An 18,042-nucleotide genomic window follows, 5' to 3' on the forward strand; every position below is an offset into this window, starting at 1 on the left:
GAGGCCGGGGATGTCAACATATCTGGCGTTGACTTTTGGCACGCTGTTGAGTTCTCAAGGAACGGACGCTTCCTTCGAGCCGCCTTCCAGCGGGCCCTCCGGGCGCTTCGTTCTTTCGTGTTTCCAGCTTATCAGACGTTTTCCGCTCCGTTTACCGGGGCTTTTTTCGTCTGAAATCTGGTGTTAACCGCCGGGTTGCGGCGACCCGACCGACTCTAGCGGGTCGGCGGCCGGAGCGCGAATCGGGGCGCACCACGGGTCACCCGGGCGGCGGCATGATTTGTTGCTCTCGCGAGCATATACAGCAATGGTCCCGATTCGCCAAGATGCCTGTAGAGTGCGGCGCATCGACCAAGAGGACTAGACCACTCACGGGTCGGTGCGACGCCGGCCGGAAGGGCGGGCGGGGGCGTGGGTCTTCGCCCGGGAATGTCAACAGATGTCCGAAGTTGGCATGATTTAGGCTTCAGTTGATCGTGTGCCGCACACGCGGCCGCTCGCTGTACTGCGTACTTGGGAGGCACAACCATGACCACTGTGACGTCGCCGCTGACCGGCCGGGTCGTCGGGCTCGCCAATGTTCCCGACCCGGTGTTCTCGGGCGCGATGGTCGGCCCGGGCACTGCGGTCGACCCGGTTCGCGAGCCCACCGAGGCGGTGGCTCCGGTGGACGGCGTCGTCGTCTCCATGCACCCGCACGCGTTCGTCGTCGTGGATGCGGACGGGCACGGTGTGCTGACCCACCTCGGGATCGACACCGTCCAGCTCAACGGCGAGGGCTTCGAGCTCCTCGTCAACAAGGGCGACACGGTGACCCGCGGCCAGGCCGTGATCCGGTGGGACCCGGCGGCCGTCGAGGCCGCCGGCAAGTCGCCGATCTCGCCGATCGTGGCGCTGGAGGCCACCGCCGACTCGCTGGGCGACGTGCGCGAGGACGGCGACGTCCAGGCCGGCGACAAGCTCTTCAGCTGGAGCTGACCTCTTTCACTCCCTTCTAACGCCCGCCCCGCAGGAGATGACGGGGCGGCCCGGCATTCAGCGGTTCCCGGCGGGGCCGCTCCTCTCAGCGGAGAACAGGTACATGGAGAAGACACTGCGCGGCGTGGGTGTCAGCCACGGGGTCGCGATCGGCCAGGTGCGGCACATGGGCACGGCGGTCCTGGAGCCCCCGGCCACCCAGATCCCGACCGAGGACGCCCCCCGCGAGCAGGCCCGTGCCCAGGCCGCCGTCGAGGCGGTCGCCGCCGACCTGATCGCGCGCGGCAACCTGGCCGGTGGTGAGGCGCAGGCCGTGCTGGAGGCCCAGGCGCTGATGGCGCAGGACCCGGAGCTGATGGCCGACGTGTCCCGTCGGATCGCCGTCGGCAGCAGTGCCGAGCGCGGTGTGTACGACGCCTTCGCCGCCTACCGCGCGCTGCTGGCCTCCGCCGGGGAGTACCTGGCCGGGCGGGTCGCCGACCTGGACGACGTGCGCAACCGCATCGTGGCCCGGCTGCTGGGCGTGCCGATGCCGGGTGTGCCGGACAGCGACGAGCCGTACGTGCTGTTCGCGCGGGACCTGGCGCCGGCCGACACCGCGCTGCTGGACCCGACGCTGGTGCTCGGTTTCGTGACCGAGGAGGGCGGGCCGACCAGCCACAGCGCCATCCTGGCGCGGGCCATGGGCGTGCCGGCCGTGGTCGCGCTGCCGGGGGCGACGGACGTCGCCGAGGGCACCGTCGTCGCGGTCGACGGCAGCTCGGGCGACGTGCTGCTGGAGCCGACGCAGGAGAAGCAGGACGAGCTGCGGGCGGTCGCCGCCGAGCGCAAGGCCGCGCTGGCCGCCTCCTCCGGCCCGGGTCAGACCTCGGACGGGCACCGGGTGCCGCTGCTGGCCAACGTCGGCGGTCCGGCGGACCTGCCGGCGGCGCTGGAGAACGGCGCGGAGGGCGTCGGCCTGTTCCGCACCGAGTTCCTCTTCCTGGACGACTCGGCGAAGGCTCCCAGCGAGGAGAAGCAGGTCGAGGCGTACCGCAAGGTGCTGGAGGCCTTCCCCGAGGGCCGGGTCGTGGTGCGGGTGCTGGACGCTGGCGCGGACAAGCCGCTGGACTTCCTGACCCCGGCCGACGAGCCGAACCCGGCGCTCGGCGTGCGCGGCCTGCGCACCCTGCTGGAGCACCCCGAGGTACTGCGGACGCAGCTGCGGGCACTGGCCAAGGCCGCCGACGGCCTGCCGGTGCACCTTGAGGTGATGGCCCCGATGGTGGCCGACCGCAAGGACGCCAAGGACTTCGCCGCCGCGTGTCGTGAGGCCGGGCTGGACGCCAAGTTCGGTGCGATGGTGGAGATCCCGTCGGCCGCGCTGCGGGCTCGGGCGATCCTGCAGGAGGTCGAGTTCCTGTCGCTGGGGACCAACGACCTCGCGCAGTACACCTTCGCGGCCGACCGTCAGGTCGGTGCCCTGGCCCGGCTGCAGGACCCGTGGCAGCCGGCGCTGCTGGACCTGGTCGCCGCGGCCGCCGAGGCGGCGCGGGCGACCGGCAAGAGCTGCGGCGTCTGCGGTGAGGCGGCGTCGGACCCGCTGCTGGCCGTGGTGCTGACCGGTCTGGGCGTCACCAGCCTGTCCATGGGCGCGGCCTCGCTCCCGTACGTGCGCACCACGCTGGCGAAGTACACGCTGGCGCAGTGCCGCCGGGCGGCGGAGGCGGCCCGGGCCGCGGACAGTGCCGAGGAGGCGCGGGCCGCGGCGCAGCAGGTGCTCTCGGGCGAGTAGGACGAGCAGGACGAGCAGGACGAGCAGGGCGGACCAGCAGAGAAGGGGCGCTCCCCCACCTTCGCGGTGGGCGGGGCGCCCCTTCGGCGTTCGTCGGGCCGGTCAGGCCTGGCGGTCGATCCGGAGCTGCTCGAAGAAGCGCAGGTGGTCGATGTTGTCGACGGAGCCGGGGTTGACGGCCTTCTCCAGCGGGGTGCCGGAGAGGATGCGCTTGACCGGGACCTCGATGCGCTTGCCGGTGAGGGTGTGCGGCAGGCCGCGGACGGCGATGACCTCGTCGGGCACGTGGCGCGGGGAGAGTTCGGTGCGCACCGAGGTGCGGATGCGGCCGATGAGGTCGTCGTCGAGTTCGGCGCCGGGGGCGAGGACGACGAACAGCGGCATCCAGTAGCCGCCGTTGGGCTCCTCCAGGCCGATGACCAGGGATTCGGCGATCTCGGGGAGGCGCTCGACCACCTCGTAGATGTCCGAGGAGCCCATCCGGACGCCCTGGCGGTTGAGGGTGGAGTCGGAGCGGCCGTGGATGACAACGGTGCCGCGGGAGGTGACGGTGATCCAGTCCCCGTGGCGCCAGACGCCGGGGTACATGTCGAAGTAGCTGTCGTGGAACCGGGTGCCCTCGGCGTCGTTCCAGAAGCTGGTGGGCATGGACGGGAGGGGCTTGGTGACGACCAGTTCGCCAACGGCGTCGGTCAGCGGGTGGCCGTCGACGTCCCAGGACTCGACGGCGGCGCCCAGGCAGGGGGCCTGGATCTCGCCCAGGTAAACGGGGAGGGTGGGGACGCCGCCGACGAAGCAGGAGCAGACGTCGGTGCCGCCGCTGACCGAGGCGAGCCAGACGTCCGCGCTGACCTCGTCGTAGATCCAGCGGAAGCCGTCGGGCGGGAGCGGGGAGCCGGTGGTGCCGATGCAGCGGACGGCGGAGAGGTCGAGGTCGCGGCCGGGGTGGAGGTCCGCCTTGCGGCTGGCGCCGATGTAGGCGGCGGAGGTGCCGAAGACGGTGGTGCCGGTGCGGGCGGTGACGGACCACAGGGCGCCGGCGTCGGGGTGGCCGGGGCTTCCGTCGTAGGTGACGATCGTGGACCCGACCAGGAGGCCGGCGACCAGGAAGTTCCACATCATCCAGCCGGTCGAGGTGAACCAGAAGAAACGATCCTGCGGGCCGAGGCCCAGCTGGAGGCCGACCTGCTTGAGGTGCTCGACCAGGATGCCGCCCTGGCTCTGGACGATGGGCTTGGGCAGGCCCGTGGTACCCGAGGAGTAGAGCACCCAGAGCGGGTGGTCGAACGGGAGCTGCGCGAACTCCGGCTCGCCGTCAGGCTGTTGGGTCGGACCTGAGACGAGGTCGGCCCAGTCGAGGGCGCCCTCGGGGGCCGGGCCGCCCAGCAGCGGGACGTGCACGACGGTGCGCAGCGAGGACAGTTCGCGGCGGAGTTCGGCGACGACGTCGGTGCGGTCGTGGGCCTTGCCGCCGTAGTGGTAGCCGTCGACGGCGATCAGCACGTCCGGTTCGAGCTGCTGGAAGCGGTCGAGCACGCTGCGGGCGCCGAAGTCGGGGGCGCAGGAGGTCCAGACGGCGCCGATGGCGTTGGTGGCCAGCAGGGCGACGACGGCCTGCGGGATGTTGGGCAGGTAGGCGGCGACGCGGTCGTGCGGGCCGACGCCCCGGGCGCGCAGGGCGGCGGCGAGGGCGAGGACCTGGCGGCGCAGCTCGGCCCAGGTGGTCGGGACGGGGTGCTCGCTCGCCTCGTCGAGGTGGAGGATGGCGGGCTGGTCGGCGTGGGCCGGGTCCTCGGAGTGGCGCAGGACGTGCTCGGCGTAGCTGAGGCGGGCGCCGGGGAACCACTGCGAGCCGGTGCGGGTCCCGTCGGTGAGGACGGCGTCGGGCATCCGGGGGTCGGCGAGGACGGCCTCGGGGGCCTGGCTGAAGCGGACGTCGAACCACTGCGTGACCGCCGTCCAGAAGCGGTCGAGGTCGGTGGTGGACCAGGCGTGCAGGTCGGCGTAGCGCTGGGCGGCCTGCTGGTCGTCGTCGGCCGGGGCGAGCGGGGCGGCCGGGGCGCCGTGGTGTTCGGCGGCCCAGGCCTGGAAGGCCACCAGGGGGGTGGCTGCGGCGCGAGCGGGGTTGGGGCGCCAGAGCGGCTGATCCTGGGATGGGGTGCTCACGGTGGTGGTCTCCCGGCCGGTGGTGGGGACGGGCGGGCTTGTGGCGGACCCGTCCGGTTGGGCTGTCGGTGCAGACCATGCCATGCGCGCGCCCGCTGCGCCAGGGTCGGCCGGTGGGCGGCCCGCTGGTCAGCGGGGGGTGTAGGAACCGTTGAACCAGGAGCGCAGGACGTTGTTGTGGAAGTCCCAGACGAGTGCGGTGTCGGCCGTGGCGAGCAGCCAGCCCTCGGTCTCGTCGGTGGGGCGGGACGGCGGAAGCTCGGCGAGCGGGCGGGCGGGGAGCAGGCCGCAGAGGAAGACGAACCGGCCGTACGGGTCGGAGGCGGTGGAGACCAGGGTGATGTCGGCCGGGTCGGCCACGATGCCCGTCTCCTCGTGCAGTTCGCGCACGCAGGCCTGCTGCCAGCTCTCGCCGTAGTCCATGTAGCCGCCGGGGAAGGCGAGTTCGCCGTAGCCGGGTTCGATGGTGCGGCGGATGACGACCAGGGCGGGGTCGGCGTCGGGCCGGGTGACGGGAAGGACGGTGACCGCGACGGGCAGCGGGTTGCGGTAGCTGATCTCGGCGCAGCCGGGGCAGGTGCGGGGCCAGCCGTCGGTGCCGGGCGGGTAGGGGGTGCCGCAGAAGTGGCAGTGGGAGAAGGGTCGGTGGAGCGTCCGGGGTGCGTCGTCGGTGGTCATGGCCGGATGGTAGTCCGGTCGGTTGACGGGCCTTCCCCGGGCTCCGGCTCCTCTCGGGTGGGACGGAGCAGGGCGGGGTGGAGCAGTCGGGCGTCGCCGGCGTGGTAGGTGCGGGCGCGGGGGCCGCCGCGGGCGCCGCCGCGCTCGGTGGTGCCGCCGGTGCTCTCGACGAAGCCGGGGACGGAGAGGACCTTGCGGTGGAAGTTTCCGGGGTGGAGCTTCTCGCCCCAGACGGCCTCGTAGACGGCGCGCAGCTCGGGGATGGTGAAGTCGTACGGGAGGAAGGCGGTGGCCAGCGGGCTGTACTCGATCTTGGCGCGCACCCGGTCGAGGCCGTCGGAGAGGATGCGGGCGTGGTCGAAGGCGAGCCTGATCGGGTGGGGGCCGGTGTGCCCGTCGACGCCACCCCCGTGGGTGTCGGCGGGCACACCGGTGGCTCGGGGGCGGTCGCCGGACCGCGGGGCCAGGTCGAGGTCGGAGACCGGGTGCCAGGCGGCGGCCGCGGCGTCCGTACCGGCCCGGGGGTCGGGCAGGTTCGGGGCGAAGGCGAGGTAGGCGACGGAGACGACGTGCATCCGCGGGTCCCGCTCGGGGACGCCGTAGGTGCCGAGCTGTTCGAGGTGGAGGCGGCAGAGCGCGGCCTCGGCTCCGGAGCCCTGCAGGCCGGTCTCCTCGGCGAGCTCGCGGGCGGCGGCCTCGTCCAGGCCCTCCTCGCCGGCGCGCAGGAAGCCGCCGGGCAGCGCCCAGCAGCCCTGGTGGGGCGGAGCGCCGCGCTCGACCAGCAGCACGTGCAGGCTGCCCCGGCGCAGGGTCAGGGCGACCACGTCGACGGTGACGGCGATCGGGGTGTAGGCACGCGGGTCGTACGCGGCGAGCCACTCCTGCTCGGTCGCGGGCCCGGTGGTGGGGCCGGGGGACGGTTCGTCCGCCGCCATCGCCGGCTCCTCTCCGCGCGCCGGGGCAACCGCCGCTGTCGTTCTCGGGCTGAGCACAACGTAGCGACTGCGTTCCCCGGCGGCAAATGGTTTTCCCCGTCGGCGAGGGGCTCCGGCTTCTAGGCTGTGACCAGGAACGACCCGCTCCCCGAGGAGGCCGAGATGCCCACTGCTCCCCCGTCGGACTTCGCCGCGGCCCTGGCGGCCGGCCCCCTGGTCCTGGACGGCGGGATGTCGAACCAGTTGGCCTCGGCCGGCCACGACCTGTCGGACGAGCTGTGGTCGGCACGGCTACTGGCGGACGATCCGGAGGCCGTGGTGGAGGCGCACCGGGCGTACTTCGCGGCGGGCGCGGACGTCGCCATCACGGCGAGCTACCAGGCGAGCTTCGAGGGCTTCGCCCGGCGCGGGGTGGGCCACGCGGAGGCGGCCCGGCTGCTGGCCGGCAGCGTGGAGCTGGCCCGGGAGGCGGCGCGGGCCGAGCCGGGCGGGCGGCGGCGCTGGGTGGCGGCGTCGGTGGGCCCGTACGGGGCGGTGCTGGCGGACGGTTCGGAGTACCGGGGCCGGTACGGGCTGAGCCGGGCGGAGCTGACGGCCTTCCACCGGCCGCGCCTGGAGGTGCTGGCGGCGGCCCGGCCCGACGTGCTGGCGCTGGAGACGGTGCCGGACGCGGACGAGGCGCGGGCGCTGCTGGAACTGGTGCGCGGACTGGGGGTGCCGGCCTGGCTGTCGTACAGCGTGGCGGGCGACCGGACCCGGGCCGGGCAGCCGCTGGCGGAGGCCTTCGCGCTGGCCTCGGAGGTGGACGAGGTGCTGGCGGTGGGCGTCAACTGCTGCACGCCCCAGGACGCGGACCGGGCGGTGGCGGTGGCCGCCGAGGTGACCGGCAAGCCGGTGGTGGTGTATCCGAACAGCGGGGAGCAGTGGGACGCCGGCCGTCGCGACTGGCGCGGGGAGCCGACGTTCCGCTCGGCCCGGGTGGGCGGCTGGCTGGCGGACGGGGCCCGGCTGGTCGGCGGCTGCTGCCGGGTCGGGACGGACGGGATCGCCGCGCTGGCGGCCGAAGTCGCCGTGCGGCGCGGGCTCCTGAGCGGCGTGGAGGGCTAGGGCTGTCCGGCGGGTCGCCGGGGGGCGGCGGCGGAGGTTAACAGCAGCCCGAGCGCAGGTTACCGAGGGGGAAGGTGCACGGACGGAGGAGGGCCTGGCAGACTCGTCCCGTCACCACTGCGGTCGACAATGTCGACCGCCTGTCAGCGCGGAGGTACTCATGCCCGGCCCGATCCAGTCGCTTTCCCGGGCCGCCGCGATCATGCGCCTGCTGGCCGGCGGTGAGCGCCGGCTGGGCCTGTCCGAGGTCGCGACGGCGTTGGACCTGGCCAAGGGCACCGCGCACGGCATCCTGCGCACGCTCCAGCAGGAGGGGTTCGTCGAGCAGGACCCGGAGAGCGGCAAGTACCAGCTGGGCGCCGAGCTGCTGCGGCTGGGCCAGAGCTACCTGGACGTGCACGAGCTGCGGGCCCGGGCGCTGGTGTGGGCGGACGACCTGGCCCGGGCGGCCGGGGAGACGGTCTACCTGGGCGTGCTGCACCAGCAGGGCGTGCTGATCGTGCACCACGTGTTCCGGCCCGACGACACCCGGCAGGTGCTGGAGGTGGGCTCGATGCAGCCGCTGCACAGCACCGCGCTGGGCAAGGTGCTGCTGTCCTACGACCCGGTCGCGCGCGGCGAGCTGGGCGACGGTCCGTACGAGTCGTACACCCTGCGGACGTTGACCGAGACGGCCGACGTGGACGCCGAGTGCGCACTGATCCGCGAGCGCGGCTGGGCGGACTCGATCGAGGAGACCTGGGAGGGCGTGGCCTCGATCGGCGCGCTGATCCAGGACCGGCGGCGCAACCCGGTGGGCGCGGTGTGCGTCAACGGCCCGATCGAGCGGGTCTGCGAGGACGGCTTCGTGAAGCCCTCGCTGGTGGCCTCGGTGCGCAGCGCGGCGCGGGCGATCTCGCGCGACCTGGGCGCCGGGCGCTTCTGAGCGGACGCCCCGGGCGCCCCCTCCGGGAGCGCCGCGGGAGCACCGCGTCGCATTTTCGTCACGCTGAGGCGCGGACGGGCGGGAGGCCTGTCCGCGCCTTGGCGTTTTGTCCTAATTTCTGACACTCCACTGGGTAACTTCGACGGATGGGTCAAGGGAAGGGTCACAGCTGCGTAACCCCGCCTTGACGCGGGGGCGACCCGGGGAGGAAGCTTCCGCATGACGGTCGACATTGTCGAACGACGGCCGGGAAGATCACTCCCGCGATGCGCTCACCCGCACAGCGATCGACCGGCCCACCCCCACCCGCACCTCCGGGCCATATAGACAAGGGAGTCTTTGTGTCCGCGTTCTCCAACGGCGACGTCTTCGTCGGCGAAACCCTCGGCACCGCCGCCCTGATACTCCTCGGCGGTGGCGTCTGCGCCGCCGTGACCCTCAAGAAGTCGAAGGCCGTCAACGCCGGATGGCTGGCGATCACCTTCGGCTGGGGCTTCGCGGTCCTGATCGCCGCCTACATGTCGGCTCCGAAGTCGGGCGCCCACCTCAACCCGGCCGTCACCATCGCGCTCGCCGTCAAGAGCGGCGACTGGAGCCAGGTGCCGGTCTACCTCGGCTCCCAGCTGCTCGGCGCGATCATCGGCGCCGTGCTGGTCTGGGCCACCTACCTCGGCCAGTTCAACGCCAACGAGGAGCCCACCCTCGGCATCTTCTCGACCGGGCCCGAGATCCGGAACCCGATCCAGAACGTGATCACCGAGGTCATCGGCACCTTCGTGCTCTGCTTCGCGATCCTCACCATCGGCACCAACAACGGGCTCTCCCAGTCCGGCACCGGCACCCTGATGGTCGCCTTCACCGTCGTCGGCATCGGCCTCTCGCTGGGCGGCCCCACCGGCTACGCCATCAACCCGGCCCGTGACCTCGGCCCGCGCATCGCGCACGCCCTGCTGCCGATCCCCAACAAGGGCGGCTCCGACTGGTCGTACGCCTGGATCCCGGTCGTCGGCCCGATCCTCGGTGGCCTGGCGGCCGGCGGCGTCTACAACGCCGTCTTCTAGAAGCCCCTCCCCCGAGGGCGGTGTCGAACCCGCCGAGCACGGGGACTGACCGGACAGCCGCACCGCCGTGCGCCCGCGTCAGGCCCACCCACCCCGTAACCCCCCGAACCCGAGCCGAGGACCCTCCACATGACCTCCACTGGCAACTACATCGCCGCGATCGACCAGGGCACCACCTCCAGCCGCTGCATCATCTTCGGCGCCGACGGCCGGATCGTCGCCGTCGACCAGCAGGAGCACCGGCAGATCTTCCCCCAGCCCGGCTACGTCGAGCACGACGCCGCCGAGATCTGGACCCGGGTGCAGTCGGTCGTCCGCGGTGCGCTGGAGAAGGCCGGCCTGACCAAGGACGACATCCGCGCGATCGGCATCACCAACCAGCGCGAGACCACCGTCCTGTGGGACAAGCACACCGGTGAGCCGGTGCACAACGCGCTGGTGTGGCAGGACACCCGCACCGAGGCGCTCTGCCGCGAGCTGGGCCGCAACGTCGGCCAGGACCGCTTCCGCCGCGAGACCGGCCTGCCGCTGGCCAGCTACTTCGCCGGCCCGAAGATCCGCTGGCTGCTGGACAACGTCGAGGGCCTGCGCGAGCGCGCCGAGCGCGGCGACATCCTGTTCGGCACCATGGACACGTGGGTGATCTGGAACCTCACCGGCGGCGTCAACGGCGGCAAGCACGTCACCGACGTGACCAACGCCAGCCGCACCATGCTGATGAACCTGCACACCCTCGCGTGGGACGACAAGATCGCCGAGTCGATGGACGTGCCGATGGCCGTCCTCCCGGAGATCCGCTCCTCCGCCGAGGTGTACGGCGAGGCCGTCGGCGACCTGGCCGGCGTCCCGGTGGCCTCCGCGCTCGGCGACCAGCAGGCCGCGCTGTTCGGCCAGACCTGCTTCGACGAGGGCGAGGCCAAGTCCACCTACGGCACCGGCACCTTCCTGCTGCTGAACACCGGCGAGAAGGTCGTCAACTCGTACCACGGCCTGCTGACCACCGTCGGCTACCGGATCGGCGACCAGAAGCCGGTCTACGCCCTGGAGGGCTCGATCGCCGTCACGGGCTCGCTCGTCCAGTGGCTGCGCGACCAGCTCGGCATCATCTCCACCGCCGCCGAGATCGAGACCCTCGCCAACACCGTCGAGGACAACGGCGGCGCCTACTTCGTCCCGGCCTTCTCCGGCCTGTTCGCCCCGTACTGGCGCTCCGACGCCCGCGGTGTGATCGCCGGTCTGACCCGGTACGTCACCAAGGGCCACCTGGCCCGGGCCGTCCTGGAGGCCACCGCCTGGCAGACCCGCGAGGTCGTCGACGCCATGGAGAAGGACTCCGGGGTCGAGCTCACCGCCCTCAAGGTCGACGGCGGCATGACCAGCAACAACCTGCTCATGCAGAACATCGCCGACGTCCTGAACGCCCCGGTCGAGCGCCCGTACGTGGCCGAGACCACCGCCCTCGGCGCGGCCTACGCGGCCGGTCTCGCCGTCGGCTTCTGGAACGACCTCGACACCCTGCGGGCCAACTGGCACCGCGCCGCCGAGTGGACCCCGCGCATGGACGAGGACACCCGGGAGCGCGAGTACAAGAAGTGGCTCAAGGCCGTGGAGCGCACCATGGGCTGGGTGGAGGAGGAAGAGAACAACTGACCGACAGGCCGGTCGGGGCCGCGTGCCCCGACCGGCTACCCGCTGTTCCGGCAACGGACGTCACTGGGCTTCACCGGCCCGCCGCACCGGGCCGACCGGTCCCTCCAGCAGGGACCGCATCGCACACGAGAGGAGTAACGGCGCCGCCCGACCAGCGCGCCGTACACAACCACCATGGCAACCATCCCGACCCTGGGCGCCGAGCGCACCGCCGGCCACACCGCATCCCGCGCCGAGACCCGTGAGCTGCTCGGCAAGGCCACCTACGACCTGCTGGTGATCGGGGGCGGCATCCTCGGCACCGCCGTCGCCTGGACCGCGTCCCAGGCCGGCCTGAAGGTCGCCATGGTCGACTCCGGCGACTTCGCCGGCGCCACCTCCAGTGCCTCGTCCAAGCTGGTCCACGGCGGTCTGCGCTACCTGCAGACCGGCGCCGTCAAGCTGGTCGCGGAGAACCACAAGGAGCGCCGCGCGCTCTCCACCGACGTGGCCCCGCACCTGGTCAACCCGCTGACCTTCTTCGTGCCGGTCTACAAGGGCGGCCCGCACGGCGCCGCCAAGCTCGGCGCCGGCGTGTTCCTGTACTCGGCGCTGTCCGCCTTCCGCGACGGCATGGGCCGGGTCTCCACCGCCGCGCACGCCGCCCAGCAGGTGCCCGCGCTGCGCACCGAGGGCCTGCGCTCGGTGGCCGTGTACGGCGACCACCAGATGAACGACTCGCGCGTCGCCGTGATGACCGTGCGCGCCGCGGTCGACGCCGGCGCCGTGGTGCTCAACCACGCCGAGGTCACCGGCCTGCGTTTCACCGCCGGACGGGTCACCGGCGCCGAGGTGCGCGACCGCCTGGACGGCAGCGAGTTCGGCGTCAACGCCCGCCTGGTGCTCAACGCCACCGGCCCGTGGGTCGACCACCTGCGCAAGATGGAGGACGCCGGCGCCGCGCCGTCGATCCGCCTCTCCAAGGGCGCGCACGTCGTGGTCAAGCGCCGGGCCCCGTGGCGCGCCGCGCTGACCATCCCGATCGACAAGTACCGCGTCTCCTTCGCCATCCCGTGGGAGGACCACGTCCTGCTCGGCACCACCGACGAGGAGTACACGGGCGACCCGAAGGACGTCCGGGCCACCGACGCGGACATCGACCAGATCATGGGCGAGGCCGCGCACGCGATCCGCGACGAGCACCTCGACCGCGACCTGATCACCTACTCCTTCGCCGGCCTGCGCGTGCTGCCGGGCGGCCCGGGCGAAACCGCCGCCGCCAAGCGCGAGACGGTCGTCACCGAGGGCCGCGGCGGCATGCTGTCGGTCTCCGGCGGCAAGTGGACCACCTACCGCCACATCGGCCGCACCGTGCTGGAGAAGCTGGCCCACGCCCCGGGCAGCAGCCTCGGCGAGGACATGTCCCCGATCGCCCCGACGGTGCCGCTGCCCGGCGTCGGCGCGCCGAACGCGGTGGCGCACCGCCTGCTGATCGACCGGGACCCGGGCTCGCGGATGGAGCCGCTGGTGGCCAAGCACCTGGCCAGCCACTACGGCACGCTGTCCTTCGACATCGCCCGCATGATCGACGAGAACCCGGAGCTCGGCCGGCCGATCCACGAGGACGGCCCGGACGTGTGGGCGCAGGTCGCGTACGCGGCCGACAACGAGTGGGCGTACACGGTGGACGACGTGCTGCGGCGCCGTACGACCATGACCGTGCGCGGGCTGGACACTCCTGAGATCCGGGCCGAGGTCGAGGCCTTCCTCGCGAAGCGCGGAACCAAGTAAGCACAGCCTCGCGAAGCGTGGAGCCAAGTAGGCACCTGGTAGGCGAGTGGCGGGCGGGCGTTCGGGGTTTCCCGAGCGCCCGCCCGCCCGCTTTCAGACGAGGCCGCTCACATGACGGCTCCCGCCCTGACCACGTGCCTGAGGTGCCGCTCGGGGCGGGTGAGCACGGTGAGGTCGGCCAGCGGGTCGCCGTCGACCACCAGGAGGTCGGCGTGGGCGCCCGGGGCGAGGGTGCCGATCTCCCCCTCCATGCCGAGCAGCCGGGCCGCCGTGGTGGTGGCCGAGCGCAGCACGTCGGCGGTCGGCTGGACCTGGGCGCGCAGCGTGAACTCCTCCAGCTGGGCCGGGTGCAGGGGGCCGAGCAGGTCGCTGCCGTAGACCAGGTTGACGCCCGCGCGGTGGGCCCGCTCCAGCGCGGCGAGCCCCTGGTCGCGGACCTCGGTGAGCTTGGCCAGGGAGGCCGGCGGCAGTCCGGAGGCCGCGCCGAGCTCCGCGGTCTTCGCGTACGCGACCAGGGTGGGCACCAGGAAGGCGTCCTTCTCCAGCAGCAGCGCGACCGTGGTGTCGTCGAGCAGGTTGCCGTGCTCCACGCAGCGCACGCCGGCCCGCAGGGCGCGGTCGATCGCGCGCGGGTGGTAGGCGTGCACGGTGACGTAGCGGTTGTGGTTCTCGGCCTCCTCGACGGCCGCGCGGATCTCCTCCTCGCTGTACTGGACGGCGGCGATCTCGTCGTGCGGGGAGGCGACGCCGCCGGAGAGCAGCACCTTGAGGTGCCGGGCGCCCTTGCGGAACTCGTCCCGGGCGGCGGCGCGCACGGCGTCCACGCCGTCGGCGATCCGGCCGAAGTGGGGGCGGGCCTCGCAGCAGGGCAGCGAGTCGTCGCCGAGCGGGCGCAGGTCGCCGTGGCCGCCGGTCTGGGAGAGCGCCTTGCCGCCGTGCAGCAGGCGGGGGCCGGGCACCAGGCCCTCGGTCAGGGCTCGGGCCATGCCGTGGTCGGCGCCGCCGACGTCGCGCACGGTGGTGAAGCCGCGGCGCAGCATCCGCTCGGCCTCGGCGAGGGCGCGGACGGTCGCGTAGCCGGGGGTCCAGTTGGCGGCGTCGTGCAGGTCGAGCGAGGTGATCAGCAGGTGGACGTGGGCGTCGATCAGGCCGGGCAGCACGGTGCCGCCCTGCGCGTCGACGACCCGGGCCCCGTCGGGGGCGGCGGGCGGCCGGCCGGTGCCGGTGGCGGTGATCCGGCCGTCGGCGGCCTCCAGCCAGCCCCGGTCGGTGCGGGTGCCGTCCTCGGGGTGGAGCAGGTGGGCGTCGGTGATCAGCAGTCGGCTCATGTCGCGACCCTTCGCGGTTCAGTACGGCTCGTATTGAATACGACTCGTACTGAATACACCATGTATCGTGCTCCTGTGAACCCGCCCCCGGCCGAAGCCGCCACCCCCCGCCCCGGAGCCGCCGCTCCCCGACCGCCCCGCCGCCGCGCCCACACCCGGGCCCGGCTGCTCGCCGCGGCGAGCGGACTGTTCCTCTCCGTCGGCTTCGCGCGGACGAGCATCGAGGACGTCTGCGCCGCCGCCGGCTACACCCGCGGGGCCTTCTACTCGAACTTCGGCAGCAAGGAGGAGCTGCTGCTGGCGCTCTTCGACGACCAGGCGGCCGAGCGGATGGCCGAACTGGAGCGCCTGGCGGCCGCCTGCGAGGCGCTGGAGCCCCGGGAGCGGGCCCGGCTGCTGGTCGAGGCGCTGCTGCGGGTCGAGCCGGCGGAGTCCGGGTGGATCCTGCTGTTCCTGGAGTTCCGGCTGATCGCGGCCCGTACGGAGGCGCTGGCCGAGCAGGTCGCCGCACACGACCGGGCGGTCGCGCGGGCGCTGGCGGACGTCCTGGAGCGGGCGCTGCCCGAGCTGGTGCCCGCGGGGGCGAGCGCCGGGCAGGCCGCGGCGGTGGTCCTGGCGGCGCGCGAGGGCCTGCTGGCCCGTACGGCGGCGGGCGGGGCGGTCGCGGAGGAGCTGCTGGCCGCGACCACGGCGGTGCTGTCGGGGCTGCTGGGGCGGTGGTGCCTGCCTCGCGCGCTAGACGACCAGGCTCAGCGGCAGGATCAGTGCTATGGCGACGACCGAGATGATCGTCTCCATCGCCGACCAGGACTTCAGCGTCTGCCCGACGCTCATCCCGAAGTACTCCTTGACCAGCCAGAAGCCGGCGTCGTTGACGTGCGAGAGGAACAGCGAACCGGCACCGATCGCGAGCACCAGCAGGGCCGAGTGGGTCGAGGACATGCCCGCCGCGAGCGGGGAGACGATGCCGGCCGCGGTGATGGTGGCGACCGTCGCCGAGCCGGTGGCCAGGCGGATCAGCACCGCGATCAGCCAGCCCAGCAGCAGCGCGGAGATGTGCCACTTGCTGGACCAGTGGCTGACCATGTCGCCGACGCCCACGTCGATCAGGGTCTGCTTGAAGCCGCCGCCCGCGCCGACGATGAACACGATGCCCGCGATCGGGCCGAGCGCCTTGCCGACGGTGTCGGAGATCCGGGCCTTGTCGAAGCCGGCCGCCTTGCCGAGGGTCAGCATGCCGAGCAGGGTCGCGGCCAGCAGCGCGATCAGCGGGGAGCCGATGAAGTCGAACACCCGCTGGCCGAGCGCCTTCGGGTTGTCGATCACCACGTCGGACAGGGCCTTGCCGAGCATCAGCACGACCGGCAGCAGGATGGTCGCCATGACCGCGCCGAAGGACGGGGTGCGCTCGTTCCTGACCGTCTCCTCGGGGGTGACGGCGGTCGGGATCTCCAGCGGGCCCACCCAGCGCTCGGCGACCCGGGCGAACAGCGGACCGGCCACGATCAGGGTCGGGACCGCGATCAGCAGGCCCAGCGCCAGGGTGACGCCGAGGTCGGCCTTCAGCGCGTCGATGGCGACCAGCGGGCCCGGGTGCGGGGGCACCAGGCCGTGCAGCACCGACAGGCCCGCCAGGGCCGGGATGCCGACGCGCATCAGCGGCACGTTGCCGCGGCGGGCGACCAGCAGCACGATCGGGATCAGCAGGACGACACCGACCTCGAAGAACAGCGGCAGGCCGAGCACGGCCGCGATCAGCGCCATCGCCCACGGCAGCGCCTTGTTGCCGGTCCGGGACAGCACGGTGTCCGCGATGATGTTGGCGCCGCCGGAGTCGGCGAGCAGCTTGCCGAGCATCGCGCCCAGGCCGATCAGCAGACCGACACTGGCGACGGTGGAACCGAAGCCCGTGGAGAAGCTGCTGAGCAGCTTGTCGAAGGGCGCGCCCGCGACGGCGGCCAGCAGACCGGAGCCGAGCGTGAGGGCGAGGAACGGGTGCAGCTTCAGCCTGGTGATCAGCAGGACGATCACACCGATGCTGAGCAGCACCGCGATCAGCAGCTGGGAGTTGCTGCCGGTGTGCGGCAGGGCCGGTGGGGCGGCCGCCAGGAGGGTGGTGGGGGTGATGCTCACGCGAGGTCTCCATTGACGGGCCGCAGCAGCGCCACGGCCATCTCGACGAGTTCTTCGGGGGTCGGACCCACGTCAAGGACGGCGCCGTTCTCGTCCGCACCGAGGGGCTCCAAGGTGGCGTACTGGGAGTTGAGCAGCGACGTCGGCATGAAGTGGCCGGTGCGGTGGGAGAGCCGGTCCTCGACCAGGTCGTGGCCACCGCTGAGGTGCAGGAAGAAGGCGTCCGGGGCGTCCGCGCGCAGGATGTCGCGGTAGCCGTGCTTCAGCGCCGAGCAGGTGACCACGCCGCCGGTTCCGGCCTCGGCGTGCTCCTTGAGCCACGCGCCGATGGCGCGCAGCCAGGGCTCACGGTCCTGGTCGTCCAGCGGGATGCCGGCGGACATCTTGGCGATGTTGGCCGGCGGATGGAACTCGTCCGCCTCAGCGAAGGGGAGATCGAGGCGGTCGGCCAGGAGGCGGGCCAGGGTGGTCTTGCCGACACCGGAGACACCCATCACCACGATGGTGCGGGGGGCGTCCGGGAGGGCGCGGTTCTCGACGTTGAGAGCCATGGGGGGTGCTCCTTCGTATTGCAGGCCGCCACTATCGCTTCAAAGGTATGACGTATTCAAGTGGCGGAAACCAAATCGTCATACTTTTACTTCCCGGTGCCGCGACGCCCGCAGGCGGGGGGTGGCGTACGGACCCACCGGTGAGACGGGTCACGGGCCGGGGCGGAGGGGAATGGCCGGAGGGTGGCGCGGGGGTTCGGGCGGAGGGCGTCTACGCTGGGCGGATGGAGATCCAGGGGCTGCCCGGTCGGGTGCTTGACGAGCTCGGGCCCGCGATCGCGTCGGGGGAGATCCCCGAGGGCGCGGTGCTGCGCGGGGAGGAGCTTGAGGAGCGGTTCGGGGTGTCCCGGACGGTGGTCCGCGAGGCGGTGCGCGTCCTGGAGGGGATGCGCCTGGTCGCGTCCCGGCGCCGGGTCGGGATCACCGTTCAGCCCAAGTCGCTCTGGGACGTCTTCGACCCGATGGTGATCCGCTGGCGCCTGGCCGGCTCCGACCGGTCCGCCCAGCTGCGCTCGCTGGGCTCGCTGCGGGTGGCCGTCGAACCGGCCGCGGCCGCGCTCGCCGCCACCCACGCCAGCGACGACGACCGGCGCGAACTCAGCTCACTGGCCGTGGATCTGACGGTCACTGCGCGGGCGGCCGACCTGAAGACCTTCCTCACGCACGACATCGCGTTCCACTCCCTCGTGCTGCGCGCCTCCGGCAACGAGATGTTCGCCCACCTCGGGGACACCGTGGCCGCGGTGCTCACCGGACGGACCGAGTACCATCTGATGCCCCATCAGCCGGAGTCCTACGCGATCCGGCTGCACCGGGAGGTCGCGGAGGCGATCTGCGCGAAGGACCCCGCCCACGCCGAGCAGGCGATGCGCACGATCGTCAAGGGCGCCCTGGACGAGCTCAACCAGCAGTTGGGCTGAGCCGCCGGCCCGCCCTGCCCGGATGACACGATTTGGCGGCAGTTCGGTGGATTCGGACGCATAGTC

General features: G+C 72.7%; 15 protein-coding genes and 1 pseudogene. 9 read left to right on the forward strand and 7 right to left on the reverse strand.

Going from position 1 to position 18,042, the window contains the following annotated elements:
- The first annotated feature begins 528 nt into the window (after nt 1–528).
- Nucleotides 529–978, forward strand: a complete 450-nt coding sequence (locus tag RZ50_RS24420; RefSeq protein WP_196948479.1) for a PTS glucose transporter subunit IIA — start codon at nt 529–531, stop codon at nt 976–978.
- A 103-nt stretch (nt 979–1,081) separates the two neighbouring features.
- The gene (gene ptsP / locus RZ50_RS24425; RefSeq protein ID WP_196948478.1) at nt 1,082–2,752 is read left to right on the forward strand and encodes a phosphoenolpyruvate--protein phosphotransferase; all 1,671 of its coding nucleotides are present in this window, start codon (nt 1,082–1,084) and stop codon (nt 2,750–2,752) included.
- A gap of 102 nt (nt 2,753–2,854) precedes the next feature.
- Here ptsP and RZ50_RS24430 read toward each other — a convergent pair whose 3' ends face one another.
- From RZ50_RS24430 to RZ50_RS24440, 3 genes are all read right to left on the reverse strand, one after another.
- The gene (locus RZ50_RS24430; protein ID WP_308272197.1) at nt 2,855–4,918 is read right to left on the reverse strand and encodes an acetoacetate--CoA ligase; all 2,064 of its coding nucleotides are present in this window, start codon (nt 4,916–4,918) and stop codon (nt 2,855–2,857) included.
- Nucleotides 4,919–5,047: 129 nt separating this feature from the next.
- Entirely contained in the window at nt 5,048–5,596 is a 549-nt protein-coding gene (locus tag RZ50_RS24435) for an NUDIX domain-containing protein (RefSeq protein ID WP_196948476.1), read from the reverse strand.
- Nucleotides 5,593–6,531 (reverse strand): NUDIX domain-containing protein, encoded by a 939-nt coding sequence (locus tag RZ50_RS24440; RefSeq protein ID WP_196948475.1) that lies wholly within the window; start codon nt 6,529–6,531, stop codon nt 5,593–5,595. Before RZ50_RS24440 ends, RZ50_RS24435 begins: the two co-directional genes overlap by 4 nt.
- Nucleotides 6,532–6,693: 162 nt before the next feature.
- Between RZ50_RS24440 and mmuM the strand changes: the two genes are divergently transcribed.
- The 5 genes from mmuM to RZ50_RS24465 all read left to right on the forward strand — a co-directional run bounded on the left by mmuM (nt 6,694) and on the right by RZ50_RS24465 (nt 13,044).
- Nucleotides 6,694–7,638 carry a homocysteine S-methyltransferase gene (gene mmuM / locus RZ50_RS24445; RefSeq protein ID WP_196948474.1) on the forward strand — a complete coding sequence of 315 codons (945 nt, stop codon included), beginning with the start codon at nt 6,694–6,696 and terminating at the stop codon, nt 7,636–7,638.
- A gap of 160 nt (nt 7,639–7,798) precedes the next feature.
- On the forward strand, nt 7,799–8,563 hold the full coding sequence (locus RZ50_RS24450; RefSeq protein ID WP_196948473.1) for an IclR family transcriptional regulator: 765 nt from the start codon (nt 7,799–7,801) through the stop codon (nt 8,561–8,563).
- A gap of 341 nt (nt 8,564–8,904) precedes the next feature.
- Nucleotides 8,905–9,624 (forward strand): MIP/aquaporin family protein, encoded by a 720-nt coding sequence (locus RZ50_RS24455; protein WP_308272200.1) that lies wholly within the window; start codon nt 8,905–8,907, stop codon nt 9,622–9,624.
- A 129-nt stretch (nt 9,625–9,753) separates the two neighbouring features.
- On the forward strand, nt 9,754–11,274 hold the full coding sequence (glpK, locus tag RZ50_RS24460; protein WP_196948471.1) for a glycerol kinase GlpK: 1,521 nt from the start codon (nt 9,754–9,756) through the stop codon (nt 11,272–11,274).
- A 174-nt stretch (nt 11,275–11,448) separates the two neighbouring features.
- Nucleotides 11,449–13,044, forward strand: a complete 1,596-nt coding sequence (locus tag RZ50_RS24465) for a glycerol-3-phosphate dehydrogenase/oxidase (protein ID WP_217680830.1) — start codon at nt 11,449–11,451, stop codon at nt 13,042–13,044.
- Nucleotides 13,045–13,151: 107 nt separating this feature from the next.
- On the opposite strand, the gene RZ50_RS24470 is transcribed toward RZ50_RS24465, so the two are convergent.
- Nucleotides 13,152–14,372, reverse strand: a complete 1,221-nt coding sequence (locus RZ50_RS24470) for an amidohydrolase family protein (protein WP_196948470.1) — start codon at nt 14,370–14,372, stop codon at nt 13,152–13,154.
- Between the two features lie 60 nt (nt 14,373–14,432).
- Between RZ50_RS24470 and RZ50_RS30360 the strand changes: the two are divergent.
- Nucleotides 14,433–14,618: pseudogene (locus RZ50_RS30360) on the forward strand (hypothetical protein); the annotation flags it as partial.
- A 17-nt stretch (nt 14,619–14,635) separates the two neighbouring features.
- Here the strand turns inward: RZ50_RS30360 and RZ50_RS24480 are convergent.
- The 3 genes from RZ50_RS24480 to RZ50_RS24490 are packed head-to-tail and all read right to left on the reverse strand — an operon-like array spanning nt 14,636 to nt 17,056.
- A complete protein-coding gene (locus RZ50_RS24480; RefSeq protein WP_196948469.1) occupies nt 14,636–15,061 on the reverse strand; it encodes a hypothetical protein in 426 nt (141 codons plus the stop codon).
- A 46-nt stretch (nt 15,062–15,107) separates the two neighbouring features.
- The gene (locus RZ50_RS24485; RefSeq protein ID WP_374199978.1) at nt 15,108–16,505 is read right to left on the reverse strand and encodes a gluconate:H+ symporter; all 1,398 of its coding nucleotides are present in this window, start codon (nt 16,503–16,505) and stop codon (nt 15,108–15,110) included.
- On the reverse strand, nt 16,502–17,056 hold the full coding sequence (locus RZ50_RS24490) for a gluconokinase (protein WP_196948468.1): 555 nt from the start codon (nt 17,054–17,056) through the stop codon (nt 16,502–16,504). Before RZ50_RS24490 ends, RZ50_RS24485 begins: the two co-directional genes overlap by 4 nt.
- Nucleotides 17,057–17,280: 224 nt before the next feature.
- On the opposite strand from RZ50_RS24490, the gene RZ50_RS24495 reads away from it, so the two are divergent.
- Nucleotides 17,281–17,976 carry a FadR/GntR family transcriptional regulator gene (locus RZ50_RS24495; protein WP_196948467.1) on the forward strand — a complete coding sequence of 232 codons (696 nt, stop codon included), beginning with the start codon at nt 17,281–17,283 and terminating at the stop codon, nt 17,974–17,976.
- Nucleotides 17,977–18,042: the final 66 nt, after the last annotated feature.

It is taken from the genome of Kitasatospora sp. SUK 42, from assembly GCF_015776785.2.
In the GTDB taxonomy this organism is placed as follows: Bacteria; Actinomycetota; Actinomycetes; order Streptomycetales; family Streptomycetaceae; genus Kitasatospora.

What these genes read in the sequence shown, in the direction of transcription:
- RZ50_RS24420 (WP_196948479.1), top strand. Translation starts at nt 529, where the DNA reads ATGACCACTGTGACGTCGCCGCTGACCGGCCGGGTCGTCGGGCTCGCC.
- ptsP (WP_196948478.1), top strand. Translation starts at nt 1,082, where the DNA reads ATGGAGAAGACACTGCGCGGCGTGGGTGTCAGCCACGGGGTCGCGATC.
- RZ50_RS24435 (WP_196948476.1), bottom strand. Translation starts at nt 5,596, where the DNA reads ATGACCACCGACGACGCACCCCGGACGCTCCACCGACCCTTCTCCCAC.
- RZ50_RS24440 (WP_196948475.1), bottom strand. Translation starts at nt 6,531, where the DNA reads ATGGCGGCGGACGAACCGTCCCCCGGCCCCACCACCGGGCCCGCGACC.
- mmuM (WP_196948474.1), top strand. Translation starts at nt 6,694, where the DNA reads ATGCCCACTGCTCCCCCGTCGGACTTCGCCGCGGCCCTGGCGGCCGGC.
- RZ50_RS24450 (WP_196948473.1), top strand. Translation starts at nt 7,799, where the DNA reads ATGCCCGGCCCGATCCAGTCGCTTTCCCGGGCCGCCGCGATCATGCGC.
- glpK (WP_196948471.1), top strand. Translation starts at nt 9,754, where the DNA reads ATGACCTCCACTGGCAACTACATCGCCGCGATCGACCAGGGCACCACC.
- RZ50_RS24465 (WP_217680830.1), top strand. Translation starts at nt 11,449, where the DNA reads ATGGCAACCATCCCGACCCTGGGCGCCGAGCGCACCGCCGGCCACACC.
- RZ50_RS24470 (WP_196948470.1), bottom strand. Translation starts at nt 14,372, where the DNA reads ATGAGCCGACTGCTGATCACCGACGCCCACCTGCTCCACCCCGAGGAC.
- RZ50_RS24490 (WP_196948468.1), bottom strand. Translation starts at nt 17,056, where the DNA reads ATGGCTCTCAACGTCGAGAACCGCGCCCTCCCGGACGCCCCCCGCACC.
- RZ50_RS24495 (WP_196948467.1), top strand. Translation starts at nt 17,281, where the DNA reads ATGGAGATCCAGGGGCTGCCCGGTCGGGTGCTTGACGAGCTCGGGCCC.